Source organism: Saccharothrix sp. (assembly GCF_031180885.1).
Classification (GTDB): domain Bacteria; phylum Actinomycetota; class Actinomycetes; order Mycobacteriales; family Pseudonocardiaceae; genus Actinosynnema.
In genome coordinates this window covers 114619-141331 of record NZ_JAPSLK010000014.1, presented here as the reverse complement: position 1 = coordinate 141331, position 26713 = coordinate 114619, and the positions used below count along the sequence as shown (strand labels likewise).

Sequence of the window (26713 nt, the reverse complement as noted above, 5' to 3'; positions counted from 1 at the left end):
AACACCCGGAGGGAGACCCGCGGTGCCCGTTCGCCTTTTCAACACCCTCACCAAGCGCAAGGAACCGTTCGAGCCGATGACGCCCGGCGTGGTCCGGATGTTCGTCTGCGGCCCGACGGTCTACGACTTCAGCCACATCGGCCACGCCAAGACCTACACGCATTTCGACTTCGTCGCGCGCTACCTGAAAAAGCGCGGCTATCAGGTCACTTATGCGCAGAACATCACCGACGTCGACGACAAGATCATCAAACGGGCGGCGGAACTGGGCGTCGCGCCGCGCGAGCTGTCGGCCCGGTTCGAAGCGCGGTACCTGGAGGACATGGCGGCGCTGCACAACACGTCCGTCGACACCTACGAGCGCGCGCACGACCACATCGACGACATCGTCGCCCAGGTCCAGGCGCTGATCGACCGCGGCCACGCCTACCGGCTCGACGACGGCTGGTACTTCGACCTGTCCACCTTCCCCGACTACGGCAAGCTCTCCGGCCGCACGCACGTCGAGGCGGAGGACTCCGTGGCCCGCATCGACGAGCACGCCGGCAAGCGCAACGCCGGCGACTTCGCGCTGTGGAAGGCGCGCAAGCCCGGCGAGCCGCACTGGGACACGCCGCTGGGTGAAGGTCGGCCCGGCTGGCACATCGAGGACACCGCGATCACCGAGGCCGTGTTCGGGCCGCAGTACGACCTGCACGGCGGCGCGGTGGACCTGATCTTCCCGCACCACGAGGCGGAGATCGCCCAGCAGGAGGCCGCGTCGGGCAAGGTTCCGCTGGTCAGGTACTGGATGCACGCCGGCCTGCTGCGCGTGGACGGCGCGAAGATGGCCAAGAGCGCGGGCAACTTCCTGACCATCCGGCAGGCGCTGGAGCTGGCCGACTTCCGCACGCTGCGCTACGCGTTCCTCAGCCAGCACTACCGGTCGTCCATGGAGTTCAACGACGTGACGCTGGCGCACGCCCGTGCGGCCCGGCGGCGGGTGGAGAACTTCGCGCGGCTGGTGGACGTCGGGCACACCGAGTCGGCGGCGGCGCTGGAGCTGGTGGCCGGGACCCGGGAGCGGTTCTTCGAACACCTGGACGACGACCTGGACACGCCGGGCGCGGTCGCCGTGGTGTTCGAGTGGATCCGGGAGCAGAACCGGACCGGCGAGCCGCCGGGTCCCGCCGCGCTGGCGCTGCTGCGCGAGGTGGACGGGTTGTTCGACGCGTTCGACCTGGAGCACTCCCACGAGGACGCCGACGTGGAGGAGGAACTGGCGCGGCGGCGGGAGTTGCGGGCGGCGCGGCGGTTCGCCGAGGCGGACAAGATCCGGGACGCGTTGCGCGAACGCGGGATCACCATCGAGGACACCGCCGACGGCACCCGTTGGTGGTACCACAACGGGTGATTTCCCGGGAGGGTGAGGTGTTTCTCCCGACGGTCCGCGTTCGTGCGACTTCCGTCGGGAGAACACCGTGCTAGCGTCGCCGGGCAGGCAGGTCGCCGACCATTCGGAAAGGCATGGGCTGTGAAGCGTCTGTTCCCCCTCATCGGCGCGGCTCTCCTGGTCACCGCCGGCACCGCGACCGCCGAGGATTCCGGCGGCCGTGGCGGCGTCGCGATCACCATCGGGACGTTCGCGGCCCCGGACGTGGCCACGAAGGCGTTCACCTACGACACCGCGCTCATCGCGCCGGGCGCCAAGGTGATGGTGGTCGCCACGCCGAAGCGGGAGTCCACGAACGTGCTGCTGAGCGTCTACGGACTCGTGCCGAACCGCACCTACGGCTCGCACGCCCACCAGAAGCCGTGCGGCCCGGCACCCGCCGACTCCGGCGCGCACCACCAGCACGTGGAAGACCCCAACCAGCCGTCGGTGGACCCGAAGTACGCCAACCCCACCAACGAGATCTGGCTGGACTTCACCACCGACGACCGCGGCCATGCGGTGGTCAAGACGACCGTCCCGTGGCAGTTCGCCGACCGCCGGGCGGGCTCGGTCGTGATCCACGCCCAGAAGACCGCGACCGAACCGGGCAAGGCCGGCACCGCCGGTCCCCGCCTGGGCTGCGCGACGGTCAAGTTCTAGCTGGGTCGGGTTCTAGGCGGGTCGGGTTGGGCGGGCGGACCGCCGCCCGCCCGTCACCGGTTCCGGCTGATCCGCGCGCGGACGACCAGCGTGCGGACCACCGGGACCGCCAAGCCCACCAGGAACAGCAGCACGCCGTTGCGGCCCTGCGCGGCGGTGTACGGGTCGCCGGCCGCCGGGGGCGCGAACAGCGAGGCCACCAGCAGCGCGCCGAGCACCACGGCGATGATGGCGAGGACCGGCGTGGACGTCATGGCGACACAGCGTGGCACGCACCGCGCCAGGACCTTCCCGATGTAGGCGGGGAACGACAGGTCGCGCGCCACCAGTCGCCACCGCACCACCAGGACCGCCACCGCGACCAGCAGCAACACTCCGTCCGCGGCCAGGTTCGCGGCGAGGGAGCCGTGGCCGACCGAGACGTTCACCAGGTACGAGCCGAACCCGGCCACGAGGAAGACCAGCAGGACGACGACCAACCACGCCCGGAACAGCCGCCGGTCGCGGACGGGCCGGGGCGCCGGTGCGGGGTGTGGCGGCGCGGCGGGCGGCGGTGCGTGGAAGTGGATGCCCCCGGCCACGTAGCCCGCCTGCACGGACGGGCCTTGGACGTTTCCGACGTGGTTGGCGACGTGCGGCGGACCTGGGTCGCCGTCGGGCCTGGGCACTGCGCCGGTCATGATCCCTTGATCGTTTCCGGGCCGCGGTCCGTTACGCACGTAAGCTGGAGCGCGTGCGCACGCGGCCCACGTTGAGCTGGATGGACACCGGTGCGCCGCTGCCGCGCACGACGAGCCTGGACGAGGTCGTCCCCGTCGTCGCCCGGGGCGGCGTGGTGGTCCTCAGCGGCGCCGGGCTGTCCACCGAGTCCGGCATCCCCGACTACCGCGGCGAGACCGGCAGCCTGCGCCGGCACACGCCGATGACCTACGAGGAGTTCGTCGGCAGCCCCGACGGTCGCCGCCGGTACTGGGCGCGCAGCCACCTCGGCTGGCGGACCATCGCCCGCGCTCGGCCCAACGACGGCCACCGCGCCGTGACCGAGCTGCGCGCCGCCGGCTTCCTGTCCGGCGTGATCACCCAGAACGTGGACGGCCTGCACCACGCGGCGGGCACGCGCGACGCCGTCGAACTGCACGGCAACCTCGACCGCGTCCTGTGCCTGGACTGCCGCCGCACCTCGCCCCGTGAGGAGCTGGACCGCCGGTTGCGCGCGGCCAACCCCGGCTTCCAGGCCACCGCGACCCGGATCAACCCGGACGGCGACGTGGAGCTGGCCGCCGAGGACGTGCGCGGTTTCGAGGTCGTCCCGTGCGCGGACTGCGGCGGTGTGCTCAAGCCGGACGTGGTGTTCTTCGGCGAGAACGTCCCCAAGCCGCGCGTGGACGAGTGCTTCCGGCTGGTCGACGCGGCGCGGTCGGTGCTGGTGCTCGGTTCGTCGTTGACGGTCATGTCCGGTCTGCGGTTCGTGCGGCACGCGGCCAAGAGCGGCAAACCGGTGGTGATCGTCAACCAGGGCCGCACGCGCGGCGACGTGCACGCGTCGGTCCGGGTCGACCTCCCGCTGGGTGCCGCGCTGACCGAGCTGTGCGCGCTCCTGCGGCGCACTTCACCCTGATGCACCAACGGAAACCCGCTTGTCACCGCACGGAAACGGGTAATTGACAGGCATCCACCGAGTCAGCCCCGCAACTCCAGTGGAGCCACCCTTCCCGCGAGGAGGTCGTGATGACGCATGTCCGGGATCTGATCGACATCCGCAGCGGTGACGAGTTCGACCAGCCCGTGCCCTTCGGGCTGGTGTACCCGATGCGCAACGCGGACGGCTCCGCCCCGCCCAGCCAGCGCGGGCGGACGTGGGAGCACCTCACGGCCGCCGGCCGCGTGCTGCGCCCCGCCCGGTGATCCTCGGCGGTTGGCGCACCAGCGGGAGGAAGACCTCGTCGACGATCTCGACCAGGACCCGGTCGGGCGCGCTCGGCGTCCCGCTGGTGAGGAACTCGTTGCGCAGCAAGGCGATCGGCACCGTGGCCACCCGCGGCCGCAACGCCTCCGGCCGCGCCTCACCCCGCGCCACCGCCCGCTCCACCACGGTCAGCCACATCGCGCTGCCCGCGTCGGCGACCTCGTCACGGGCCTGGGCGAGCAACTCGGGCAACCCGATGCCCGCCATGAGGTCCCGCAGCACCGCGCCCTGCGGTGAGGACCAGTAGGAGTTGGCGCGGCGCAACAACTCCAGCGCGTCGGCACGCAGCTCTCCGGTGTCGGGCAAGGGCGTTTCGGCCGACACCAGGTGCTTGTAGGCGGCGATCGCGAGCGCGGCGCGGTTGGGCCAGCGCCGGTAGAGCGCGTTTTTGTTGGTGCCGGCCCTTTTCGCGACCTTGTCCATGGTCAGCTCGGCGTACCCGTGCTCGGTGAGTTCCGCGACGGCGGCGTCGAGGATCGCCCCCTCCAGATCGGCCCCACGCCGTCGCGTCTTCCGCTCCACACCCACCTCCGGTACTCGACGTACCTTAACATGGCATAAGGTACGCGAAGTACTCTAAAGGGCTGGGCTTGGAGGTGTGGTTCTCGCCGTTCCACTACCGCTGACCGTTGTACGCCTTGACCGCGTCCAGGTACTCGGAGATCGCGTCCCGGTTCCGGGTCAGGCACTCCACCCGCTCGGTCATCCGGTCGCGTTCCTGTTCCAGGGTCGCCAGCATCTCCGGCGTGGCGTCCGGGAAGTAGATCACCCGCGGCTTGTCCAGGCAGGGCAGGATCTGCTTGATGATCCGCGTCGGCAGGCCCGCGTCGAGCAGGCCGCGGACCTGGAGGACGCGGTCGACCAGCCGCTCGTCGTAGTCGCGGTAGCCGTTGGCGCAGCGGGTGGACGCGATCAGGCCGCGTTCCTCGTAGTAGCGCAGGAGGCGGCGGGACGTGCCCGTGCGTGCCGACAGCTCCCCGATCCGCATGTGCTCCCCCTCACTTTGACCTTCACACATGTGTGAGGGTTTGAGCATACGGCTCATGGTGATCACATCGGTGCGGCTCCCGCTGGGAGCCCTGCTGGCCCTGACGACCGCGGCGTTCGTGACCGTGCTGACCGAGGCGCTGCCCGCCGGCGTGCTGCCCGCGATGAGCGCGGACCTGGGTGTCGGCGAGTCCGCGACGGGGCAGCTCGTGACGGTGTACGCGGTCGGCACGGCGGTCACCGCGATCCCGTTGGTGGCGTTGACCGCGTCGTGGCGGCGTCGTCGGCTGCTGCTGGTGGCGGTGGTCGGGTTCGCGGTGGCCAACACGGTGACGGCGGTGTCGTCGTGGTACCCGGTGACGTTGGCGGCGCGGTTCGTGGCCGGTGTCGCGGCGGGTGTGGTGTGGGCGTTGTTGGCCGGTTACGCGCGCCGGCTCGCGCCCCCGGAGTTGGCGGGCAAGGCGATCGCGGTGGTGATGGCCGGCATCCCGGTGGCGCTGTCGCTCGGGATTCCGGCGGGGACGTTCCTCGGTGGCGCGATCGGGTGGCGGGCGGCGTTCTGGGTGATGACCGGGATCGCGGTGGTGCTGGTCGGGTGGGTTCTGCTGGCGGTGCCGGACTTCCCGGGCGGGGCTCCGGGGCCGCGGCAGGCGGTGCGGCTTCCGGGTGTGGTCGCGGTGTTGGTCGTGACGGCGGCGTTCGTGTTGGGGCACAACATCCTCTACACCTACATCGCGGCTTTCCTCGGTGCCGTGGGCATGGGCGGTTCGGTGGACGTCGTGCTGCTGGTGTTCGGGGTGGCGTCGATCGTGAGCATCTGGTTGGTGGGCGCGTGGATCGACCGGCGGCTGCGGGCGTTGACCGTGGTGGCGACGATCCTGGTGGCGATGGCGACGGGTGCGCTGGGGGTGCCGGCCGGCAGTCCGGTGGTGGTCTTCGTGGCGGTCGCGTTGTGGGGCTTGGGTTGGGGCGGTGTGCCGACCCTGTTGCAGACCGCCGTGGCGCACGCTGGCGGGCCGGCCGCGGACACCGCGCAGGCCGTGCTGGTGACGTTGTGGAACGTGGCCATGGCCGGCGGCGGGGTGGTCGGCGGTGTCCTGCTCGACGTGGCCGGTCCGACGTCGTTGCCGTGGAGCGTCCTGGTCCTGCTGGTCCCGGTGCTCGTCGCGGCTCGGCGCTTCCCTCGCGCCCTTAGCTGACGAGGGCGTCAGCGAGGCGGAGAGCGGCGCGACGCACGCGGTCCGGGCCGAGATCGGGCAGGACCGCGTGCACGTGCTCGGCGGACAGGGCGGCCAGCAGGGTGTGCGCGTCGGCCTCCGGGTCCCGGCCGGGGAGCAGGAGGGTGAGGTGGCGGTGCCAGAACCGGTACGCGCCGATCCGGTAGCGCGCGCCCGGCGAGGCGGTCTCCGACATGCGGATCAATGCGAGGTGGGGGAGCAGGTAGTCGAGGTAGGCGTCCACGAACGCCCGCACCCGGTCACCTTGATCGGCCCCGGGCCCCACCGGCGGCGGACCGGTCAGCACGGCCTCCTGGAGCGCGCGTTCCTGCTCGTCGAGGAGGGCGGCGGCGAGCCCGGCCTTGTCCCCGAACCGGCGGAACAACGTCCCCTTGCCGACCCCGGCCGCGGCGGCGATGGCGTCCATCGACACGGCGTCCACCCCGTGCTCACGGAACAACGCGGCGGCGGCGTCCAACACCGCAGCACGGTTGCGCGCGGCATCCGCCCGCTCCTTCGGCCGTGAGCCGCGCAGGACGAGTAGTTCGTGGTCCGGTTCGGGCACAACCGGACTGTAGTCCAAATCCATCCCGCACGCCCGCCGGCCCTCACGCGATCGTCTTGCCGGCGTCGGCCAGGAACGGGTTGCGCCGGAACAAATGGAACGCGTACCCGAGCAGCAACAAGAACAACACCGCCGCCCCCACCGCCACCCACACCAACGGCCGCCCCAGCCCAGCCGCCAGCCACACCGACAGCACCGTGGTCCCCAGCCCCGTCCCGCACAGCAGCCCCGTGGCCAGGTGGTACGCCGGACGGGAGTGCAGGTTGGCGCGCCACCGGTTCCGGCCGCGGATCCAGCTCTCCCAGTGCAGCACGTCGCCCGCCGGCAGGTCCGACTCCGCCGGCGGCAACGGCCGCGCCAGCAGGCCGTTGACCTTCTTCTCCAGCTCCCAGAGGAACCACCGCGACCGCAGCAGCCGCTGCACCTCGCCGTACCAGACGAACCACACGAACACCAGGACCAGCGGCGCCAGCGCCAGGATGCCCGTGCGCAGCGCGGTGTTCGACCAACTCGCCAGCACGCCGGTGTAGATCACCGCGATCGCCGCCAAGCCGTAGTTCATCACCGTCTGCTGGGTCGACACGGCGGCCACCAGCTCCGCGCGGATCGCGTTGTACTCGTGCAGCAGGAACGCCAGCCGCGCCGCGCCCGCGTCGACGAACGGCTCCGGTCGGGACCTCCAGAACGTCACCCGACCGAACGTACCGGGCCGTGGGCGGGTTCGGTGCAGGCCGGAGCCCGCCCACGGCCTATTTCAGCAAGCGGCCGCCACCGGTTCGTTGGTACCCGTGTCCACGAACCCGTCGCTGATCCACTTGCCGTCCTCGAGGCGGTTCCACAGGTCGGTCGGACCCCACACGCCCTGCACGGTCTCGCCGCGCGCGGTGCAGGCGATGGACACGACGGTGCCGTTCGCGACCGTGCCCACAGTGTCGTAGCTCAGGCCGGGGCCGGAGCGCAGGTTGACCGAGCTGTTCGAGCCGCCGTTGACGGTGCCGGTCGGCAGGGTCGTGCCGGCGCCGTAGTTGGTCACCCTGCCGCCGACGTTGACGCGCGTGCTGCCGCGCTGCGCGTAACCGCCGTAGGCCTGGGCACCCTCGTAGAACGTCCAGCCGCCGATGGTCATGCCGTTCACGCTGATGTGCGTGTTGCCCTTCAACAGCGAGAAGTGCACGTGCGCACCGCTGCTGGACCCGCCGCACGGCAGTTCGTTGCCGATGTGCCCGAGGTACGTCCCGGTGCGCACGGCGCTGCCGTCGGCCAACGTGGTCAGGTCGTACATGTGGTAGTACGTGGTGCTGTAACCGTTGTCGTGCACGACTTTCACCAACGCACTACGGCCCCGGATGCAGCTCTTGTAGGCGCGCCCGGGACCCGCGGACAGGACACGGCCGTCGCCACCGTTGAAGTCGATCGAGCTGAACGGCCGGGTGCTGCCGCTGTTGCCGTGCGGACCGCCGCCCATCCACCACGCCACGCCCTGCGGCCACGGCAGGCCGAGACCGGTGTCGGCGAGGGTCTGGACGCCGGAAGCGTTGTTGCGGAACGTTTCCTTCTCGCCGTCGCTGAGGACCGGTGCTTGCTGGGCCAACGAAGCGAACCCGGGAGTGCCGTCGAACTCGACCTTCCAGGTCTTGCCGGTGCGCTTGGCCAGGAACAGGGCCATCAGCGGAGACCCGTGCTCCTGCCCGTAGGCCATGGGGACGGTGGTGCTGCCGAACACCCAGTCGCCGGACGTCCGGGTTGGTTCGAACAGCGGCTCGCGCAGCGACCGGGTGCCCCACTGCTCGCGCAGCGCGGCACCGTGCTGCGCGAGCACGGCGGAGCGGACGGTCGTCGCCAGGTCCGGCTCGGCGGTGGCGGTCGACGGCACGACCAGCACCGCCACACCGGCGGTCAGCGACGCCCCGATGGCGAGGATTCGCCGCAGGGAAAGGGACATGTGCCCTCCAGGACACTTGCGGGGAACCGGCAGCCCGGTGCAGGGAGGGCTGCCGCGCGCCCGATGACATACCGGGTCCGTGAACTGGTCAAGACCACTCGCGGCGGGCAGCGGCTTACTGTGGAAGCCGGCGCAAAACTGTGAACGGCTACCGTCGTTAGTCGGTCATGCCGGGCGGGAATCGGCTCCTAGACTGTTTTCTTCCACAGTCGAGGGGGCACGCCGTGTCCGTCCGACCCGACGTCGACGTGTTGCTGCGCACGGGTCCGTTCCACGAGGCGCTGCGCGCGGCGATCGAGCGCAGCGGGTTGACCCTGGAGCGCCTGCGGGAACGCCTCGCGCGGCGCGGCATCCACGTCAGCCTGGCCACGCTGAGCTACTGGCGGCTGGGGCGCAGCCGTCCCGAGCGGGCCGACTCGTTGCGCGCCGTGCAGGCCATCGAGGCCATCCTGGGCCTGCCCCGGCACTCCCTGGAGTTCCTGCTCGGTCCACCCCGCCCGCGCGGCCGGTGGGCGGCGCGACGGCGGGCGACCGGCCGGTACGGCAGCATGCTGCAACCCGCGCAGTCGCTGGCGGAGACGGTGGACGCGCTGGTCGGGCCATCGGACGGCAACCTGCGGCTGTGGTGCCAGGACGACTCGGTGTCCGTGGGCGGTTGTGGGGCGATCCGGCGCATCCACACCCGTCAGGTGCTGCTGGCCGTCGACGGCCACCCCGACCGGCACCTCGCGGTGTACTGCGCGGACCCCGGCACGGACCCGGACGCGATCGTGCCCGAGGCGGTGGAGAACTGCCGCCTGGGTCGGGTCCGCCGGCACCCGCGCGCCCCGGTGATCGCCGTGGAACTGCTCTTCGACCACGCTCTGCGCGCCGGCCAGACCCACCTGCTGGAGTACGCGTTCACCGTGGCGGACGGCACCGAGGCCGTCGACTACCGCCGCGCGTTCCGCTACCCGGTGGGCAGCTACGTGCTGAGCGTCCGCTTCACCGAGCCCCGCCTGCCGGTGCGCTGTTTCGCCCTGTCCCAGCACGACGACGGCCCCGTGGAGCGCGGCACCGACCTCGTACTGGCCCCTGGTCGCTTGGTGCACCTGACGGCGAAGGACGTGCCAAGGGGGGTGCTCGGGATAGGGTGGGAGTGGACATGACACCTTGTGCCCGCTGCGCCGGAACCGTCGCCCCCGACGGCCACTGCTGGGACTGCGGCCTCGCCCAGTCGGACTTCCGGGCCCACGTCGAGTCCATTGTGGACGGTGCCGCGTTCGTCACCGACCGGGGCCTGCGGCGCGCGGTCAACGCCGACGCCGTCGTGCTCACGGCGGTGGGGGAGTGGACGGTCGGCGTGGTGTGCGACGGCGTGTCCCTGTCGGCCCGGCCCGAACGCGCGGCCCAGGTTGCCGCCGAAGCGGGCGCGGCGACCCTGGTCAAGGGACTCGCCGCGGACACCTTGCCGGAGACCGCCCTCACCGACTCCGTCGCACACGCGGCCCGAGCCGTGACCGCGCTCGCCGGCGGCCCGTCCACCCTCGGCGTCGCCCCGGCCGCCACGTACGTGGCCGCGGTCGTCGGCCCGCAGGGGCTGTGGGCGGCTGGCGTCGGCGACAGCCGCGCGTACTGGCTGCCCGACGAGGGCCCCGGCGTGCTGCTGACCGAGGACGACACCGGCGAGCACGACGCCCTCACCGCCTGGCTCGGCGCGGACGCCCCCGACCCCCATCCACTCCTTCGCAGCCACCGCCCGCCCGGCCCGGGCCGGGTGCTGCTGTGCACCGACGGCCTGACGCGCTACCTGGCCGACCCCGCGGACCTGCGCACGGCGGCCGGCACGGGCGACTCCCTGCACGCCGCCAGCGCCCTCGTCGCCCACGCCTTGACCAACGGCGGCCACGACAACGTCACCGCCGCCCTCATCCCGTTCCGCCCGCCGTCGCCGTGATCCGGGTCCTCTCAAACCTGCGCGAGGTCCTGACCGCGCACCGGATGCCCGAAGAGGACCGGGTGAAGCTGGTCGGCGAGATTCGCGCTGAGCGTTCGGTCCCGCTGGTCCGCGACCTGGTGGGCACGTTCTTCCACCGCAACCTGCGCCGCTGACCACCGTCCGCCCGCCGCGAAAACCCGTGCGCGCACGGCAAGGTCGCGTTCATCATCACGGGCGACGACGGGCAGAGCGATCGGCGCATGACCGAGCAGACGATGTACGAGGCCATCGGCGGCACCAAGGTGCTGGACGAACTCGTGGAGGTGTTCCCGGCGAGGCCTACCCGGAGAGCGCGGGCGACGTGCCGAAGTGGCACTGGCAGTGACCCCGGGTTGTCAGACCTGAGGCTGACGCCCGGTCAACCGCGGGGCGGACGGCGTCCGGGCCGTTCGTCCGATGCGCGGGAGGCGGGGTCGCGGGTGGACTGGACGCATCGCGCCGACGATGTGACGGGAAACCCGGGGTGCTCGACCTTTCGCTGATCAACGGACCTGTACCGGCGGCGGTCACGGTGGTGGCCGTCGCCGGCTTGGTGCTGCTCGCGGTCGGTGTCCGTCCTTTCCGGATCGTCCTGTTCGCCCTGCTCGCCGGCACTGCGTTCGCCGCATTGGTGGGGCTGGTCGTCAACGTGGTGTGGCGGCCGTTCCCCGAGCCGTTGCCGCTGAAGGTGCTGGTGTGCCTGGGCGCTCTCGTGCTGGCTCTCGTGTTGGCCGTGGTGCGCTGGCGGACACGTCGTTTGTTGACCGTGGTTTCGGTCGTGGTGGTGCTGCTGGGCGCGTTGTCCGGGGTGAACACGTTCTACGGGCAGTACCCGACCATGCGGGCGGTGCTGGGGCCGTTGCTGGCGGAGTCCGTGGACCTCGATGAGGCGGCCCGGCCCGCCGCGGAACTCACCGTGCCCGACGGTTCGGCGCTCGCCGACGTGTGGCAGCCGTCGAACGTGCCGGACAAGGGCACGGTGTCCGCGGCGTCGATCCCGGCGAGCACCGGCTACCGGCCGCGGGACGCCTGGATCTACCTGCCGCCCGCCTATGCGGTGTCACCCCGGCCCCGGCTGCCCGTGGTCGTGCTGCTGGCCGGTCAGCCCGGCACACCACGGGACTGGCTGGACGCGGGCCAGCTCACGACCCACCTCGACGCGTTCGCCCGGCAGCACCGGGGACTCGCGCCCATCGTCGTCATGGTCGACCAGCTCGGGTCGTTGATGGCCAACCCGATCTGCGTAAATTCACCGCGCGGCGCGCTGGAGACCTACCTGGCCAAGGACGTGCCGGAGTGGGTCAAGGGGCGGCTCGTGGTGGATCAGCGGCGGACGGCGTGGACCATCGCCGGGTTCTCTCAAGGCGGTACGTGCGCGTTGCAACTGGCCGTCCGGGCGCCTTCGGTGTACGGGAAGTTCATCGACATCGCCGGTCAGGCCGAACCCACGTTGGGCAGCCGCGCCGACACCGTGCGCGAGGTGTTCGGCGGTGACGCGGAGGCGTTCCGGCGGGTCAACCCACTGGACATCCTTGCGGACCGGCGGTTCCCGGGCACGGAGGGCGTGGTGGTGGCCGGTCAGCAGGACGTCTACTACCGCGACGAGGACAGGAAGGTGTACGAAGCGTGCCAACGGGCGGGGATGGACGTGCGGTGGACGGAACTGCCCGGTGGACACGACTGGAACGTCTGGCGTCCGGGGCTGTACGACTCGCTGCCGTGGCTCGCGCGGCGCACCGGCTTGGTCCGCTGATCCGGCGGGCACCGGTCACGTCCGCCGCGCTGGTCGTGCTGTGGGGTGTGGGTGCGGTCAGCGGGTCGATGTGGTCGGGTCCGTCCGAGGAACTGCTGGGCCAGGTCGGGTTCGGGGTGTCGGCTCCTTTGTGGACGGTGGTCGGGTCGGCGCTGTGGTGTGCGAACCTGGCCGGGTACTTGGGGACCAGTGCTTTGCTGCTGGTGTTCGGGCCGATCGCGGAGCGGGAATTCGGGTGGTTGCGGACGCTCGTGATCCTCGTCGGGTGCCAGGTCCTGTCGGTGTTCGCGGGGGCGGTGCTGGTGCGGTTGGGCGCGTCGACCGGGTGGAGTTGGCCGTCGTCGCTGGAGTACGACCTGTCCGTGGGTCTTTCGCCGGGGGTGGCCGGGTTGGCGTTGGCGCTGAGCTTCCGGCTGCCGCCGGTGTGGCGTCGACGGGTGCGGTTGTTGCTGGTGCTGGGGTTGGTGGTGCTGGCGCTGTACTCCGGGTACCTGGAGGACGTGCTGCGGCTGTGCGGCGGTGTCGTCGGGCTGGTGGTGGGAGCGGTGCGGCGGCGTCCGGTGCCGGTTGTCGCGTCGGAGACCCGGGTGCTGGTGGCGTTGCTGCTGGCGGCTTCGGCGTTGGGGCCGGTGGTGGTGTGGCTGTCTCCTTACGCCAACGGGCCGCTGTCGTGGTTCACCGACGTGGTGGCGGTGCCGCAGCCGGACGCGGAGACGGTGGCGGCGTGGTGCGCGGATCCGGAGGCGTGGTCGCAGTGCCGGACCGCGCAGGCGCAGGCGGCCTACGACCGGTTGCCCGCGTTGCTGATGTCGGTGGTGCCGGCGTTGTTGTTGCTGGTGCTCGCGGAGGGGTTGCGGCGGGGGCGGCGGTTCGCCTGGTGGGCGGCGCTGGTGCTCAACCTGGGGATGGCGGTGCTGTTCGGCTGGTACGTGGTGGATCTCGGGGAGCCGTTCACGCCTTCGCTGGTCGCCGAGTTCGCGTTGCCTTTGTTGCTGCCGTTGGCGATCGTGGTGGTGTTGCTGTGCACGCGGCGGCACTTTCCGTTGCCCACACCGGTTCGGCGGTTCTGGGCGGTGGCGTCGAGCGGGTTCCTCGGGTTGAGCGCGGTGTACGTGCTGGGCGGGTACGTGGTGCGCGAGCAGTTCACGCCCGTGCCCGGGTTCTCGGACCTGCTGGCGGACCTGCCGGCGCGGTTCCTGCCGCCGGGGTACCTGGGGCTGGTGCCGCTGCCGTTCCGGCCGGACGACCTCGTGGCGGCGGTGCTGTTCGAGTACACCGGGGTGGTGTTCTGGCTGGTCGTGCTGGGCGGGTTGTTGCAGGCGCTGTGGCACGCGCGGCGGGTCGAGCAGGGGGACGCGGCGGCGCGGGCGCGGGAGTTGGTGCTGCGGCACGGCGGAACTTCCTTGTCGTACATGACGACCTGGCGGGGCAACCGGTACTGGTTCACGCCCGACGGGCGGGCCGTGGTCGCCTACCGCGTGGTGGCCACGATCGCCTTGACCGTGGGGGACCCGATCGGGCCGGTCGAGGCGCGGCGGGAGGCGGTGCGCGGGTTCACGTCGTTCTGCCTCTACGAGGGGTGGACGCCTTGCCTGTACAGCATCAGCGAGGAGCTGCGGGACGAGGTGGCGTCCTCCGGGTGGCACGCCGTGCAGGTCGCCGAGGACACCGTGATCCCCTTGCCGGACTTGGCGTTCACGGGCCGCAAGTGGCAGGACGTGCGGACGGCGTTGAACAAGGCGGGCAAGCGGGGCATCACCGCCGAGTGGGTCCGCTACGCCGACGCGCCGCCCGCGCTGACCGATCAGGTGCGGTCGATCTCGGCGGAGTGGGTGGCCGACAAGGGGTTGCCGGAGATGGGGTTCACGCTGGGCGGCCTGGCGGAGCTGTCCGGGGACGGGGTGCGGTGCCTGGTCGCGGTGGACGCGGACCGGACCGTGCACGCGGTGACCAGTTGGCTGCCGGTGCACGTGGACGGGCGGGTGGTCGGGTGGACGCTGGACTTCATGCGGCGGCGGGGGAGCGCGTTCCCGGGGGTGATGGAGTTCCTGATCGCGTCGGCGGCGTTGTCGTTGCGGGACGAGGGTTTCGCGTTCCTGAGCCTGTCCGGGGCGCCGTTGGCCAGGTTGGACCGGGGTGCGCGGCCGTGCGGGGTGCAGCGGGTGCTGGACTTCACCGGGCGGGTGCTGGAGCCGGTGTACGGGTTCCGGTCGCTGCTGGCGTTCAAGGCGAAGTTCCAGCCGGTGTACCGGCCGCTGTACATGGCCTACCCGGACCCGGCGGCGTTGCCGCGCATCGCGAACGCGGTCGGGCGGGCGTACCTGCCGGGGATGGGCGTGCGGCAGGGGGTGCGGCTGGCCGGGCGGGTGCTGCGGTCAGTTCGACGCGAGCCGGTGCAGCCAGTCGCGTAGGAGGGCGGCCTCGGCGGGGCTGAGCGGGTGGGTCTGGCGGTTGAGCGTCGAGTCCAGGGCGAGGGCGCGGGCGGACAGCGTGGTGTCCTCTTGGGGCAGCTCGTCGGTGGTGATGGAGGCGAGCACCATGTCCCGGGTGCGGGTCGAGACGTCCGGGTCCTTCTCCTCGGCGGAGATCAGGCTCAGCGTGACGCCGGTGTTGGTGGCGTGCACGATGCTGGCCGCGGTCTCCACGGGCACCTTCAGCCGGCCGCCCTCGGCAACTCGCTCCAGGATCCCGACCAGCAGGCGGTAGGCGTCGTCGGCGGCGGTCGGGCGGCGGCCGGGCTGGGGGACGCCGTACATGAGCACGTAGAACGCCGGGTGGGTGAGGCCGAACTCGACGTGCAGGTCCCAGCCGCGCCGCAGGTCCTCCACCGGGTCGTCGCTGGGGGCGACGGCCTTCTTGGCCATGAGGTAGCGCTCGAAGCCGTGCGCGGTGACCGCGTCCAGCAGGCCCTGCTTGTCACCGAACAGCCGGTACAGGGCGGGTGCCTGCACCCCGGCGGCGGCGGCGACGGCCCGTGTGGACACCGCGTCGATCCCGCCGTCGGCCAGGAGTTCGGCCGCGGCTTCGATGATCCGCTCGCGCGTGGTGACGGTCCGCTGTTCGCCCATGCATCGATGTTAACCCCATCGTGGGTATCACTGATACTCGAATCGATGCTACCTTGATCAAGGTATCGCCGATAACTCGAACCTCGGGAGCCCCCGATGAACATCCCACCCAGCGTCCGCCCCCGCCCCTCCCGATCGCTACACGTGGGGTCGAGGGTCGGCGGCGAGGTCCTTCTCGATCGCCGCGCAGGTCGCCAGCAGCGGCGGCACGGTTTCCGCGCGGATCCGTTCCAGCGATGTCCGGCTGGCGTGGCTGGAGACGTTCACCGCCGCCACCACCCGCCCCGTCCGGTCGCGGACCGGAGCCGCCACGGACCGCAGTCCCTCCTCCAACTCCTGGTCCACCAAAGCCCACCCCTGTTCTCTCACCACGTCCAACTCCTCCCGGAGCCGCTCCGCGGAGGTGATGGTGTGCGAGGTCAAGGGCTCCAACCGCACGGTGGCGAGGTACCGCTCCAACTCCGCGGCGGTCAGTCCGGCCAGCAGCACGTGACCCATGGAGGTGGCGTAGGCGGGGAACCGGGTGCCGACGGTGATCGACACCGCCATGATCCGGGACACGGCGAACCTCGCCACGTACACGACGTCCGCCCCGTCGAGCACCGAGGCGGACGTGGACTCGCGCACCTCGCCGGACAGCCGCTCCAGGTGGGGCTGGGCGATCTCGGGCAGCGACATGCTCGACAGGAACGCGTACCCGAGCTCCAGCACGCGGGCGGTCAGCGAGAACAGCTTGCCGTCGGTCCGCACGTACCCCAGGTCCGCCAGGGTCAGCAGGAACCGCCGGGCCGCCGCCCGGGTCAGGCCGGTGGCCTTGGCGACGTCGGTGAGCGTGAGCGCGGGCGCGTCGGCGTTGAACGCGCGGATCACCGCCAGGCCGCGCTCCAGCGACTGCACGTAGTGGGCGCCGCGCTCCGAGTCGTCCATGGTCCGCACACCCTAACCGCCTACTACGCCTCCACGACCACGGCCAGCCCCTGCCCGACACCGATGCACAGCGCCGCCAGGCCCCAGCCGCCGCCGCGCCGGCGCAGCTCGTGGGCGAGCTGCAGGACGACCCGGCCACCGGACGCGCCGAGCGGGTGCCCGATGGCGATCGCGCCGCCGTTGACGTTGACGATCTCGGGGTCCAACTCGGGCCACGACCGCAGGCACGCCAGCGACTGGGCGGCGAACGCCTCGTTCAGCTCCACCGCCGCGAGGTCGTCCCAGCCGATCCCGGCCCGGCGCAGGGCGATCTCGGCGGCCTCGACGGGGCCGATGCCGAACACGTCCGGGTCCACGCCCGCCGCCCCGCGCCCGGCGATGCGGGCCAGCGGCGTCACACCCAGGCGGTCGGCGGCGGCCCGTGAGCCGAGCAGGAGGGCGGAGGCGCCGTCGTTGAGCGGTGAGGCGTTGCCGGCGGTCACCGTCCCCTGTGGACGGAAGGCGGGCTTGAGCTTGCCCAGCTTCTCCAGGCTGGTGTCGGCGCGGATGCCCTCGTCGCGCGCGAGGTCGGCGCCCGGCACGGGTGCCACGTGGTCGTCGTAGAAGCCGTTGTCCCAGGCCTTGGCGGCGAGCTGGTGGCTGCGCAGCGCGAACGCGTCCTGCTCGTCCCGGCCGATGCCGAACCGTTCGGCGAGGGCTTCGGTGGACTCGCCGAGCGACACCGTCCACTCGGCCGGCATCCGCGGGTTGGTCATGCGCCACCCGAGGGTGGTCGAGTGCAGGGTCTCGTGCCCGGCGGGGAAACCCTTGGCGGGCTTCAGCATCACCCACGGCGCCCGACTCATCGACTCCACACCACCTGCGACCACCAAGGAGGCATCACCGACCGCGATGGTGCGCGACGCCTGCATCACGGCGTCCATCCCGGAGCCGCACAGCCGGTTCACCGTCGTCCCCGGCACGGACGTCGGCCAGCCGGCCAGCAGCGCCGCCATCCGGGCCACGTTCCGGTTGTCCTCGCCGGCCTGGTTGGCGTCGCCGAACACGACCTCGTCGACCTGCGCGGGGTCGAGGTCGGAGCGCTGCGCGAGCGTGCCGACGACGTGGGCGGCCAGGTCGTCGGGCCGCACGCCGGACAGGGCGCCGCCGTAGCGGCCGAACGGGGTGCGCACGCCGTCGAGCACGAACACGTCGGTCACTTCGAAGCCTCCTTGAGCGCCCGCAGCGCGGCCAGCTCGTCAGCGGTGGGTGGGCGAGTGCGACCGAGGTCGGGTGCGACCTTGAGGTCCCACCCCGTCGCGGCGCGCACGTCGTCCAGGGATACACCTTCGTGCAAGTCGGTGAGCACGAGTTCGGCGGTCCCGGCATCCGGTCGGAACACGCCGAGGTCGGTGATCACCAGCGTCGGCCCCGCCCCTCGAAGGCCCAACCGTTCCCGATCACCACGGCCCGTGCCGTGCCCGAAGGAGGTCACGAAGTCGACCCGCTCCACGAAACTGCGCCTGCTCTGCCGCACCACGACGTACACCTCGCGGCACGACGCGGCGATCTCCGGCGCGCCACCGGCGCCGGGCAGCCGCACCTTCGGGGCGGTGTAGTCGCCGACCACGGTCGTGTTGATGTTGCCGAACCGGTCCAACTGGGCCGCGCCGAGGAACCCGATGTCGATGCGCCCGGGCTGGAGCCAGTAGTTGAACACCTCGGGCACGCTGATCACGGCGTCCGCGGTCTCGGCGAGGATGCCGTCCCCGATGGACGCGGGCAGCCGGTCCGGTTTGGACCCCAGCGTCCCCGACTCGTACACCAGCACCAGGTCCGGCGCGTGCGTGCGGCGCGCGAGGTTGGCCGCCGTCGACGGCAACCCGATCCCGACGAACACCCGCTGCCGCCCCGACAACGCCCGAGCCGCCGCAACCGCCATCATCTCGTCCGACGTATAGCTCACCTCTCACCACCCTTCCCCGTCACCCGCGCCGACCCTTCCCTCGTGAGGCGACCGACCCACGCGCCGAACTCGTCCCGATCCCGACTGATCGCGTCCCAAGCCGCGTAGTAGGCGTTGTCCCGCTCCGAATACCCCTGCGCGTAAGACGGATGCGCCCCACCCGGCACCTCCGCCACCACCGTCACGGCCCAGGACGGCAACACCACCGCACCCGGCACGGGCGTCAGCTCGTCCACGATCTCCTCGACCGTGACCAGGCTCCGCCGCGCCGCCAGCACGGCCTCCTTCTGCACGCCGAGCAGACCCCAGAGCTGCACGTTGCCCCGCCGGTCGGCGCGCTGGGCGTGCACGACGGTGACGTCCGGGTTCAGCGCGGGCACGGCGGTCAGCACCTCGCCGGTGAACGGGCACGTGATCGGCTTGATCGACTCGGTGACCGACGCCAGGTCGGTGCCGACGTACCCGCGCAGCACGGCGAACGGCAACCCGGACGCGCCCGCCACGTACCGGTTCGCCATGCCGGCGTGGCTGTGCTCCTCGATCTCCAACGCGCGCGGCCACCCGTTCTCCACCGCGTCCCGGAACCGGTGCAGCGACCCGACACCGGGGTTGCCGCCCCACGAGAAGACCAGCTTGCGCGCGCACCCCGCGCCGATGAGCTGGTCGTAGACGATGTCCGGCGTCATCCGCACCAGCGTCAGGTCCCGACGGCCCTGGCGGATGATCTCGTGCCCCGCCGCCGTGGGGATCAGGTGGGTGAAGCCCTCCAGTGCCACCACGTCGCCGTCGCCCACCAGCTCGCCGACCGCGTCCGCCAACGTTGCTATCTCGGCCACGTCACCTCAAATGTTCGCATCCCGAACACAAGTTCTCCATACGAACACTACGAGCCGCGCGCTGCACCGGTCAACCCTTGGTAGGCGGCCACCACTCCTCTACGTTCCGGAACGTGAGTGATCCGGACGCACAGGCGAGCATCACCGTGGCAGCGCCCGCCCACTACGTGTATGCCCTGGTCAGCGACCTGACAGGAATGGCCCGCCTGGCCCAGGAGTACTCAGGTGGCCGCTGGCTGAGCCCCGCAACCGGCCCTGCGGTCGGGGCTCGCTTCCGCGGCACCAACCGCCGCGGCATCCGCCTCTGGACCACAGTGGCCACCGTGACCGACGCACGCCCAGAGCGCTTCGCTTTCGTAGTGCGTTCGATGGGCCTTCAAGTGTCGCGCTGGCAATACGACATCGAGCCGACCGGCACCGGCTGCCAAGTCACCGAAAGCACGTGGGACCTGCGCCCGGCCTGGTTCAAGCCCCTCACCGTGCTCGCAACCGGCGTCCGCGACCGCGCTACCCGAAACCAGGCCAACATCGAGTCCACTTTGGCCCGCCTCAAACAACTGGCAGAGCAAGCAACCGACCGTGCCTGAAGAAGTCACCAGAAAGCCGCCGGCCGGTCCTCGCAACCGGCCGGCGTGGCTCACTCGACAGTGATCAACTCGCGAGGCGCTTGAGCCGACGGCGGAGTTCGGCGACCAGCTCGTCGTCGGTGAGGTCGGCCGCGTCCGGCCTGGTGTGCTTGAGCTGCGCCTCCTCGGCGGTGATCAGCTCGGCCGCGACCATCACCTCCAACGGGCTGACCTCGAACAGCTTGGCGATCGCGCGGGCGGTGTCGATGTTGATCGACTTGCCCCGCCGCCAGTCGGTGAACCGGCTGCGGTGGACGCCGGTGGCTCGGGAGAGGTCGCCGGTGGTCAGGCCGCGGTTCTCCAGGTTGGTCTCGATGTAGGTCCACAAGGGCGACGGGGTGACGGAATCTTCGCTCACCCCGCCGATTGTAGTTGTGAGCGCGCAACCGACGTCAGGTGCGTCCGTTGTCGGCGTGTCGCGCCCGGCTCACACCGCTCCGCGCCGCCCCACCCGGCTGGACCGGCCGAGGGTGAAGCCCAACGCGACCATCCCCAACCCCAGTCCGAGGTGCAGCCAGTTGTCCGCGGTGTTCACCGGCACGAAGTTGGCGCTGCTGTTGTGGTCGATGACCAACCCGTACAGCCACAGCACGAGGTACACCACGCCACCACCCACCAGGTAGGTGACCGCGCCACCGGCGGTGCGGGCCATCAGGAAGCCGACGACGCCGAACGCGAGGTGCACGAGGTTGTGGAGGATGGAGACGTTGAAGATTCCGAGCAACTGCGCCCGCGACTCGTGCCCCGCGAACTGCATCGTGTCGTAGTCGGTGGTCAGCCCCGGGATGAAGCCCGCGATCCCGACCAACGCGAATACCACACTCACGGCGAGCGCGGCAGACTGCACCGGCGTCCGAGTAACCGCTCCGCTTGTGCTCATGTCCAGCTCCCTGCCAGAAGGGATAAGTCAAACCCTGCCCCCCGACTACCCAGCGCCACCCACCCGAAACCCCCAGCCACCCACCCAACCGAACGGCTCATCGCTGACCTGACCAGCCCAGACCCACCCACACCCCCTCGCTCTCATCCACCCCAGCCGGCCGCACACCCACCAACCCCGCCCCACCCTCCCACCACCCGCGCCGCCCACACCCCCGCCACGCAGCATCCGCGCCCGCCACGCACCACCCGCTCCGGCCGCCCGCCACACGCACCCGCCGCGCATCAGCCCGCCACGCATCACGCGCCGCGAATCACGTGCGCGCCGCACGTCACCCGCGCCGACCGCCTGCCCCGTGCGCGCGCCGCGCATCGCCTGCATCCGCGCCGACCACGCGCACCCGTCGCGCACCACGCGCGCCGGCCGCTCGCCACGGGCGCCGGCCGCTCGCCACGGGCGCCGGCCGCTCGCCACGCGCGCCTTCCGTGCATCACCCGCGCCCGCCACGCGCGCCGCGCACTACCCGCGCCCGCCACGCGCGCCGCGCACTACCCGCGCCCGCCACGCGCGCCGCGCATCACGCGCGCCGGCACCTGCGCCCACCATGCGCGCCCGCGCCTGTTGCCCGCACGCGATCCGGCCTCTCTGGCCAGTGGTCACTGGCCAGAGGCCGCTGGTCGGCGGTCAGCGGTCAGAGGCCGCTGGTCGGCGGTCAGCGGTCAGTGGTCAAGGTCGGGGTTAGTGGCGGTGGGTGCAGTCGGGTTGGGTTGGGTCGCCGGGGTGTTCGAAGCCGGGGGCGGTGCGCACCGCGGTTGCCCTTCGGTGGTCCAGCCAGCGGCTGAATTCGCGTAGGCGGGTGCCTTGTTGGCGCCTCGCCGGAGAGTCGTCGTCGACTGGGCGGTCCTCGTGCTCGTCTGCGACTGCCTGGTGTGGCAGGCCGCCGTACTCCACCGGCCCGATGACGGTGCCCAACGGGGCGGTGCGGAGGGCGTTGGCGACAGGGGGTGGCAGGTCGTCCAAGGTGGTCCACCCGATCGGGGTCAGCGGGTTGCCGTAGCGGACTCGCCACCAGCGGCGGACTGCCGGCCGATCCGCCACGTCCGAAGTCGACGGCACCACCGCAGCGAACACCGTACCCACCTCGGCGCACGACTGCCACGCCGCCGAACTGATCGAGCCCAAGTGGACAGCCGCCACCGGGTCCAGTGGCGCGTGCGACGTCACCCGCAGAGCACGGGCCGCCGCCTCCCGCCTGCACAGTTCCTCGGTCAGCAGCACGTGCGCGGTCCACCGGATCAGCTGGCGGTCCTCGCTGGTCCCGGGCTTGGGCAGGGCACCCGGTCGTGCGCGCAACGCCGCCAAACGAGCATCCAGAGCCGCCCTTGGCACCGGCACGCCGTCGACCCACCCGATCACCGTCGCGTCACGCTGAGCACGTGCGGCAGACGCCTTGTCCGAGGAGTGGTGATGGTGGTGGTTCACCGCACCTCCACCGGGATCGCCGGCGTGTACTGCACGCGCCCGAACCACATGAGCTTCACCATCACCCACCACGCACCAGGCTCGACGTCCACCGGCACGTCCACCTCGAACTCCACCCGACCGACACCCCCGGCCGGCACGCTGAAGCCCTTCGCATACGGCCCGACGAACCCCCAAGTTCCCCAAGGGCTCACCGGCATCGCCTCACCATCCACAGTGGACGAGGAATCGTTGGCCAGCGTCACCGCCACCACCGACCGCTCACCGGGCCGCACCACGACCGACTCGCTCACGTCGGTCACCCGCAACCCGGTCACCCGGCCGGACGTGGCGGTCGTGCCCTCGATCTGCTTGCCGTGGTCGATCTCCGGACCGGGTGGCGGCGGCACGACCTCGTCCAGCGGGCCACCGGGCACCAGCACGCTCACGACGTCCTCGACGAGGTCCTCACCGACCGGCACCTGCACCCGGACGAAGTACAGCCCCGGCCCACCCGTGGGCACCACCTCCACCGGGAACGACGTGTGCCCACCGGCCCCCAACGTGATCGGCCGCTCGGCAGGCGTCGCACTCCACCCCTCCGGCACGACAACCCGCAACGTCCCGCTGAACTCCGCCGCTACTTGACTCGCGACCGTGACGGAAGTGGACAGCGGTCCGTCGCCCGCGGTCAGCACGGTCGGCCCGGCGGTCACGCTGACGGGGAAGAACCCCATCGGCGCCGGCCCCCGGTTGTGCAACCAGTACCGCGCATACACCGGCTGCGCGACCTCCGCCGACGCCCCGAGCACACCACCGGCCGCCGACGCCCCGAGCACGCCGCCAGCCGCCGAGCCCCCGAACCTGTCGGCCCCAACCTCGCCGGCCGCAGCCGGGCCGGCCGCAGCCCCGCCGGCAGCGGTGCCGGTGGCCGCTACCTCGCCGGCAGCGGCCCCGCCGGCCGTGGTGCCGCTGCCCGCGGTGCCGCCGGGCGCAGCCCCGCTGGCCGCGACCCTGCCGGCCGTGGTGGTGCCGGCAGGTGCGGTGGGTGCGGGGTCGGTCACGATGGTGGCTATTTGTGAGCCGTCCAGTGCCACCACCACCTTGCCCTCGACCAGCACCGGCTCCCGCCGCTCCTCCTCCAGCAAGTCCGCCGTGTACGCCCCCGCCCAAGGCACCACCGACGACACCGTCGCCGTCACCGGTCGGCCCGTCGTCTCCACCAACCGCACCGTCATCCCGCCCGGCCGCTCCACCGAACCCACCGCACTCGGGTTGCCCGCCCGCTTCACCGTCTGCACCTGCACCCGCCGCTCCGGCGACACGCTCAGCAACGCGAACTCCGCCGGCATCACCCCAGAGTGCGGCTCAATCACCCGTCCGTGCAGCGGCGCCGAGAATCCCTGTCCCCGGGCCACCAAGTCCGCCGACCGCCAGTCGCCCGCCCCGCTCACCAACGCGTAGTCGAAGTCGTGCGTCCAGTGCTGCAACTGGAACGCCGACCCGTCCGGCGCCCGCCGCATCGGCGGGTCCAGCCAAATCCCCGACGGCCACCCCGTGCACGACCGCATGAGCGACAAGTGCAGCGCCCCCGAAGGATCCACCGCGAACCCCGGAATGCCGTACGACAACAACCCGACCGTGTGATCGTCCAACAACCGCGTCGGCCCGACCTCCACCGCCGTCACCTCGGCGTCGCCCACCGCGAACTCGTCCGCCAGAGCGGCGATCTCCGCGGCCAACGCCCCCGCATCCACCCCGTCGACCACCACCACCGGCAACGACCGCAGCGACCGCAAGTCGGCATTGGGCCGCCAAGCCTCCTCCACGGCCGACAATGCGGGTACGAACACCCGCGCCGCCCCACGCTCCGCCAACTGCCGCTTCAACTCGGCCCGCCACTCGTCCCGGGTCGACAGCACCTCCGCCGCGATCGGGTTCCGCTCCGGCCCACCCAGCACGATCCGCACGTCCGGCAGGTTCGAGTCCACCCGCAGCCACCCGTACCGCGCGCCCTCGGCGGTCGACGTGGTCGCCGTGACACCCACCCGCGCCAACGCCACCACCAGCTCACGCGCCAACGGCGCGGCATCAACCAACGCCGGCACAACCACCTCGGCCACCGCGATCGCCGCCCGCCCCAACACAGCACCCGCCGGCGACACCAACCGCAGCGCCGCCGTCGAACTCAAGCCGAAGAACGTGTTGGCCGGGTTGTCCAAAGTCCACGGCGCGACCGCCGTGTCGGAGTCCGGCAGCGCGAACCCCCTCGCGATCACCGCCCCGCCCACCTCGCTGACCGGCCGCGCCCCCGGCACGTCCACCGGGAACTTCACCCGCAGCAGCTGGTCCGACCCGCTGAACTCGGGCACCCGCGTCCGCAGGTCGAGCCGGTCCACCCCGTGCCACAACGTGATCCGCTGCTCGAAAGAAACGTCCCCCACTCGCCCGAAGACGGAAAGCCTGCTGCCCACCGGGCTGTGCGACACCCGCACCTCCGCCGGCGACGAGGCCGACGACACCACCGACCCGTTCGGCAACAAGTGCCACGGCCCCTCACCGAACTCCGGGTGCTGCGGGTACTCGTCGTAGAGCCGCAACTCGTTGGCGACCTCGCCGGCCCGCACCAACTCCCGCCCGGACACCACCTCGCGGATGCTCCGCAACCCACCACCGCGCGCCGGATCGGCCTCCACCGCGAAGTACTCGTTGAAAATCGCGACCCCCGACCCCGCCTCCCACGTGGGCAAGGCCGAGTCGGACGCCTCCAACCGCCACGTCCGCCACCCCATCCCGGGCACGTCCGAAGCCACGAACGCGATCACCGTCGACTCGCCGACCGCCTCCGCCACGAACGGCACGGCCACCCCCGAGGCGTCCAGCAACCGCAAGCCCGACGACCCGGGCACGGTCACCCGCACGACATCGGTCCGCGCGAACGCCAACGTGTTCACCACCGTCACCGCCCGCCCCACCCCGGACGTGTCCACCTGCCCGAGGATCGCCGCCAACGACCGCTCCCGCACGTCCACGGCCAGGTCGTGCGCCTCGCGCCACCCCGACACCAGGTCGATGTACACCTGATCGGACTCGGACCCGGTGATGGCGTCGTGGTGCGCCCCGTACGCGAGCTGCCGCCACACCTTGTCCAGCGCGGCCTCCGGGTACTCGCCCAACCCCAACGCCGACGCGAACACCGCGAGCTTCTCCGCATCGGTCGCCGCCACCTCGGCGGCCCGCTGCGCCTGCTTGGTGTCGATGTACGACACGTCCTTGCCCGTGTACACCGGGTTCATGTCCCGCGTCTGCGGACTGGGCGCCACCCCGCGCGCCGTCAGCTCCGAATGCACGGCGGCGAAGAAGTCACGGGGCGTGCCGCACACGAACTTCGGCCACACGTACCGCGACGCCCACTCCCGGTGGATCAACGTGACCCACTTGTTCGGCGGCGTGTAGTCCGTCCCGACCGGCAACAACGTGTTGCGCGTCGCCGCAGCCGGCTTCACCGCCCGGAACAGGTCGTAGACCTTCCCGCACGCCTCCTCCAGCGTGGCGGACGAGTCCATCCACCACCCGGCCGAGTAGTGGTTGGGCATGTAGTGCGTGAGCACCCCGCGCCCCGACGGCGAGATCCACTCGAACTCCGCCGGGAACTGCATGTTCGCCGCGTCCCCGCCGGCCTCGTTGAACTTGGTCAGCAGCGGCCCCCACTGGTGGAACGGCCCCCGCGCCCACGACGTGCTGGTCAGCCCCGCCTCCGCGACCAGCCCCGGGAACTGCGGGTCGTGCCCGAACACGTCGAGCTGCCACGCCGTGCGCGGGTCCGCGCCCATGATCGACCGCTGGTAGCCGACCCCGTAGACCAGGTTCCGGATCGTCGTCTCGGACCCGGTGAGGTTCGTGTTGGGCTCGTTGTACGTCCCGCCCATGACCTCCACGCGCCCTTCGGCGATGAGGTCGCGCAAAACCTGCCGGTACTCCGGGTGCACGTCCCAGAACGGCTTGAGGTAGTCCACCTCGGCCAGCACGAACGCGTAATCGGGGTCGGCCAGCGCCATGTCCAGGTGCGCCCGCACCAGGTTGAACCCGTTGTGCTCCCACACCGGCCGGGTCGTGCCGTCGTTGCCCTGCAACTCCCAGGTCTGCGTGTAGGCGGCCTGCGTGTTCCACCAGACGGGGTCGTAGTGGAAGTGGGAGACCAGGAACATCCGCCACCCGGTCTCCTCCACCGTCACCACACCATCCACAGTGGACGATCCAAGCGAAGCGGTGACCGGAATCTCCGTGCGGGGAGCCACAGAGACCTCGATCGGGACCTCGACCACCACCTCGCCCTCGCCCGCGTCGACGGTCGCCGAGCCGGTCAACCCCGGCCCGGCGACCTCGACGGGCAGTGCCGCGGACCCCGAGCCCCGGTCGACGGTGACACGCACCACCTGCCGGGGCTGGTCCTCGGTCCCGATGAACAGGTCGGTCGAGACGACCGACAGGATCCGCGCTGCCACTGCA

26 protein-coding genes are annotated in these 26713 nt (G+C 71.6%); 11 read left to right on the top strand and 15 right to left on the bottom strand.

Translation table 11 applies throughout. The features are described from left to right. The first annotated feature begins 22 nt into the window (after positions 1-22). Positions 23-1393 carry a cysteine--tRNA ligase gene (gene cysS / locus RIN75_RS19110; RefSeq protein ID WP_309113315.1) on the top strand — a complete coding sequence of 457 codons (1371 nt, stop codon included), beginning with the start codon at positions 23-25 and terminating at the stop codon, positions 1391-1393. Between the two features lie 120 nt (positions 1394-1513). Continuing rightward, positions 1514-2074 (top strand): superoxide dismutase, encoded by a 561-nt coding sequence (locus RIN75_RS19105; RefSeq protein WP_309113314.1) that lies wholly within the window; start codon positions 1514-1516, stop codon positions 2072-2074. Positions 2075-2127: 53 nt separating this feature from the next. Here the strand turns inward: RIN75_RS19105 and RIN75_RS19100 are convergent, their stop codons facing one another. After that, entirely contained in the window at positions 2128-2754 is a 627-nt protein-coding gene (locus RIN75_RS19100) for a hypothetical protein (RefSeq protein WP_309113313.1), read from the bottom strand. 53 nt (positions 2755-2807) lie between these two features. Here RIN75_RS19100 and RIN75_RS19095 point away from each other — a divergent pair, with 53 nt between their 5' ends. Together RIN75_RS19095 and RIN75_RS19090 are read left to right on the top strand one after the other, a co-directional pair. Continuing rightward, positions 2808-3692 carry an NAD-dependent protein deacetylase gene (locus RIN75_RS19095; protein WP_309113312.1) on the top strand — a complete coding sequence of 295 codons (885 nt, stop codon included), beginning with the start codon at positions 2808-2810 and terminating at the stop codon, positions 3690-3692. A gap of 110 nt (positions 3693-3802) precedes the next feature. After that, a complete protein-coding gene (locus RIN75_RS19090) occupies positions 3803-3979 on the top strand; it encodes a hypothetical protein (protein WP_309113311.1) in 177 nt (58 codons plus the stop codon). Here RIN75_RS19090 and RIN75_RS19085 read toward each other — a convergent pair. Together RIN75_RS19085 and RIN75_RS19080 are read right to left on the bottom strand one after the other, a co-directional pair. Next, positions 3942-4562, bottom strand: coding sequence for a TetR/AcrR family transcriptional regulator (locus tag RIN75_RS19085; protein WP_309113310.1), 621 nt, complete (start codon positions 4560-4562; stop codon positions 3942-3944). The genes RIN75_RS19090 and RIN75_RS19085 overlap by 38 nt on opposite strands. 94 nt (positions 4563-4656) lie before the next feature. Continuing rightward, positions 4657-5028: a MerR family transcriptional regulator gene (locus RIN75_RS19080; RefSeq protein WP_309113309.1), complete on the bottom strand. Its 372-nt coding sequence runs from the start codon at positions 5026-5028 to the stop codon at positions 4657-4659. Positions 5029-5083: 55 nt separating this feature from the next. Here RIN75_RS19080 and RIN75_RS19075 point away from each other — a divergent pair, with 55 nt between their 5' ends. Then, positions 5084-6226: an MFS transporter gene (locus RIN75_RS19075; RefSeq protein WP_309113308.1), complete on the top strand. Its 1143-nt coding sequence runs from the start codon at positions 5084-5086 to the stop codon at positions 6224-6226. On the opposite strand, the gene RIN75_RS19070 is transcribed toward RIN75_RS19075, so the two are convergent. The 3 genes from RIN75_RS19070 to RIN75_RS19060 form a co-directional block, all read right to left on the bottom strand. Then, positions 6219-6809: a helix-turn-helix domain-containing protein gene (locus RIN75_RS19070; protein WP_309113307.1), complete on the bottom strand. Its 591-nt coding sequence runs from the start codon at positions 6807-6809 to the stop codon at positions 6219-6221. The two genes, RIN75_RS19075 and RIN75_RS19070, sit on opposite strands and share 8 nt — an antisense overlap. 43 nt (positions 6810-6852) lie before the next feature. Beyond that, entirely contained in the window at positions 6853-7500 is a 648-nt protein-coding gene (locus tag RIN75_RS19065; protein ID WP_309113306.1) for a hypothetical protein, read from the bottom strand. Positions 7501-7563: 63 nt separating this feature from the next. Next, positions 7564-8751, bottom strand: a complete 1188-nt coding sequence (locus RIN75_RS19060) for a peptidoglycan DD-metalloendopeptidase family protein (RefSeq protein ID WP_309113305.1) — start codon at positions 8749-8751, stop codon at positions 7564-7566. Positions 8752-8975: 224 nt separating this feature from the next. Between RIN75_RS19060 and RIN75_RS19055 the strand changes: the two genes are divergently transcribed. The 5 genes from RIN75_RS19055 to RIN75_RS19035 all read left to right on the top strand — a co-directional run bounded on the left by RIN75_RS19055 (position 8976) and on the right by RIN75_RS19035 (position 14872). Beyond that, the gene (locus tag RIN75_RS19055) at positions 8976-9899 is read left to right on the top strand and encodes a hypothetical protein (RefSeq protein WP_309113304.1); all 924 of its coding nucleotides are present in this window, start codon (positions 8976-8978) and stop codon (positions 9897-9899) included. Further along, entirely contained in the window at positions 9896-10687 is a 792-nt protein-coding gene (locus RIN75_RS19050) for a protein phosphatase 2C domain-containing protein (protein WP_309113303.1), read from the top strand. The genes RIN75_RS19055 and RIN75_RS19050 overlap by 4 nt, the downstream gene beginning before the upstream one ends. Then, positions 10684-10842: a hypothetical protein gene (locus tag RIN75_RS19045; protein WP_309113302.1), complete on the top strand. Its 159-nt coding sequence runs from the start codon at positions 10684-10686 to the stop codon at positions 10840-10842. The genes RIN75_RS19050 and RIN75_RS19045 overlap by 4 nt, the downstream gene beginning before the upstream one ends. A 350-nt stretch (positions 10843-11192) precedes the next feature. Then, entirely contained in the window at positions 11193-12461 is a 1269-nt protein-coding gene (locus tag RIN75_RS19040; protein ID WP_309113301.1) for an alpha/beta hydrolase-fold protein, read from the top strand. Then, complete coding sequence (locus RIN75_RS19035; RefSeq protein ID WP_309113300.1) at positions 12428-14872, top strand: DUF2156 domain-containing protein; 2445 nt, start codon at positions 12428-12430, stop codon at positions 14870-14872. Before RIN75_RS19040 ends, RIN75_RS19035 begins: the two co-directional genes overlap by 34 nt. On the opposite strand, the gene RIN75_RS19030 is transcribed toward RIN75_RS19035, so the two are convergent. From RIN75_RS19030 to RIN75_RS19010, 5 genes are all read right to left on the bottom strand, one after another. After that, positions 14837-15529, bottom strand: a complete 693-nt coding sequence (locus RIN75_RS19030) for a TetR/AcrR family transcriptional regulator (protein WP_309113299.1) — start codon at positions 15527-15529, stop codon at positions 14837-14839. The two genes, RIN75_RS19035 and RIN75_RS19030, sit on opposite strands and share 36 nt — an antisense overlap. A gap of 138 nt (positions 15530-15667) precedes the next feature. Beyond that, entirely contained in the window at positions 15668-16456 is a 789-nt protein-coding gene (locus RIN75_RS19025) for an IclR family transcriptional regulator C-terminal domain-containing protein (RefSeq protein WP_309113298.1), read from the bottom strand. Between the two features lie 23 nt (positions 16457-16479). Continuing rightward, positions 16480-17655, bottom strand: a complete 1176-nt coding sequence (locus RIN75_RS19020) for a thiolase family protein (RefSeq protein WP_309113297.1) — start codon at positions 17653-17655, stop codon at positions 16480-16482. Further along, entirely contained in the window at positions 17652-18380 is a 729-nt protein-coding gene (locus RIN75_RS19015; protein ID WP_309113343.1) for a CoA-transferase, read from the bottom strand. Before RIN75_RS19015 ends, RIN75_RS19020 begins: the two co-directional genes overlap by 4 nt. Positions 18381-18397: 17 nt before the next feature. After that, entirely contained in the window at positions 18398-19237 is an 840-nt protein-coding gene (locus tag RIN75_RS19010; protein WP_309113296.1) for a CoA-transferase, read from the bottom strand. Between the two features lie 113 nt (positions 19238-19350). Here RIN75_RS19010 and RIN75_RS19005 point away from each other — a divergent pair, with 113 nt between their 5' ends. Further along, positions 19351-19824 carry an SRPBCC family protein gene (locus RIN75_RS19005; RefSeq protein ID WP_309113295.1) on the top strand — a complete coding sequence of 158 codons (474 nt, stop codon included), beginning with the start codon at positions 19351-19353 and terminating at the stop codon, positions 19822-19824. Positions 19825-19888: 64 nt separating this feature from the next. Here RIN75_RS19005 and RIN75_RS19000 read toward each other — a convergent pair whose 3' ends face one another. The 4 genes from RIN75_RS19000 to RIN75_RS18985 form a co-directional block, all read right to left on the bottom strand. Then, positions 19889-20221, bottom strand: a complete 333-nt coding sequence (locus tag RIN75_RS19000; protein WP_309113294.1) for a helix-turn-helix transcriptional regulator — start codon at positions 20219-20221, stop codon at positions 19889-19891. A 69-nt stretch (positions 20222-20290) separates the two neighbouring features. Next, a complete protein-coding gene (locus RIN75_RS18995) occupies positions 20291-20743 on the bottom strand; it encodes a DUF4383 domain-containing protein (protein ID WP_309113293.1) in 453 nt (150 codons plus the stop codon). A 738-nt stretch (positions 20744-21481) separates the two neighbouring features. Beyond that, the gene (locus RIN75_RS18990; RefSeq protein WP_309113292.1) at positions 21482-22225 is read right to left on the bottom strand and encodes a hypothetical protein; all 744 of its coding nucleotides are present in this window, start codon (positions 22223-22225) and stop codon (positions 21482-21484) included. After that, the gene (locus tag RIN75_RS18985) at positions 22222-26709 is read right to left on the bottom strand and encodes a glycoside hydrolase family 38 C-terminal domain-containing protein (RefSeq protein ID WP_309113291.1); all 4488 of its coding nucleotides are present in this window, start codon (positions 26707-26709) and stop codon (positions 22222-22224) included. Before RIN75_RS18985 ends, RIN75_RS18990 begins: the two co-directional genes overlap by 4 nt. Positions 26710-26713: the final 4 nt, after the last annotated feature.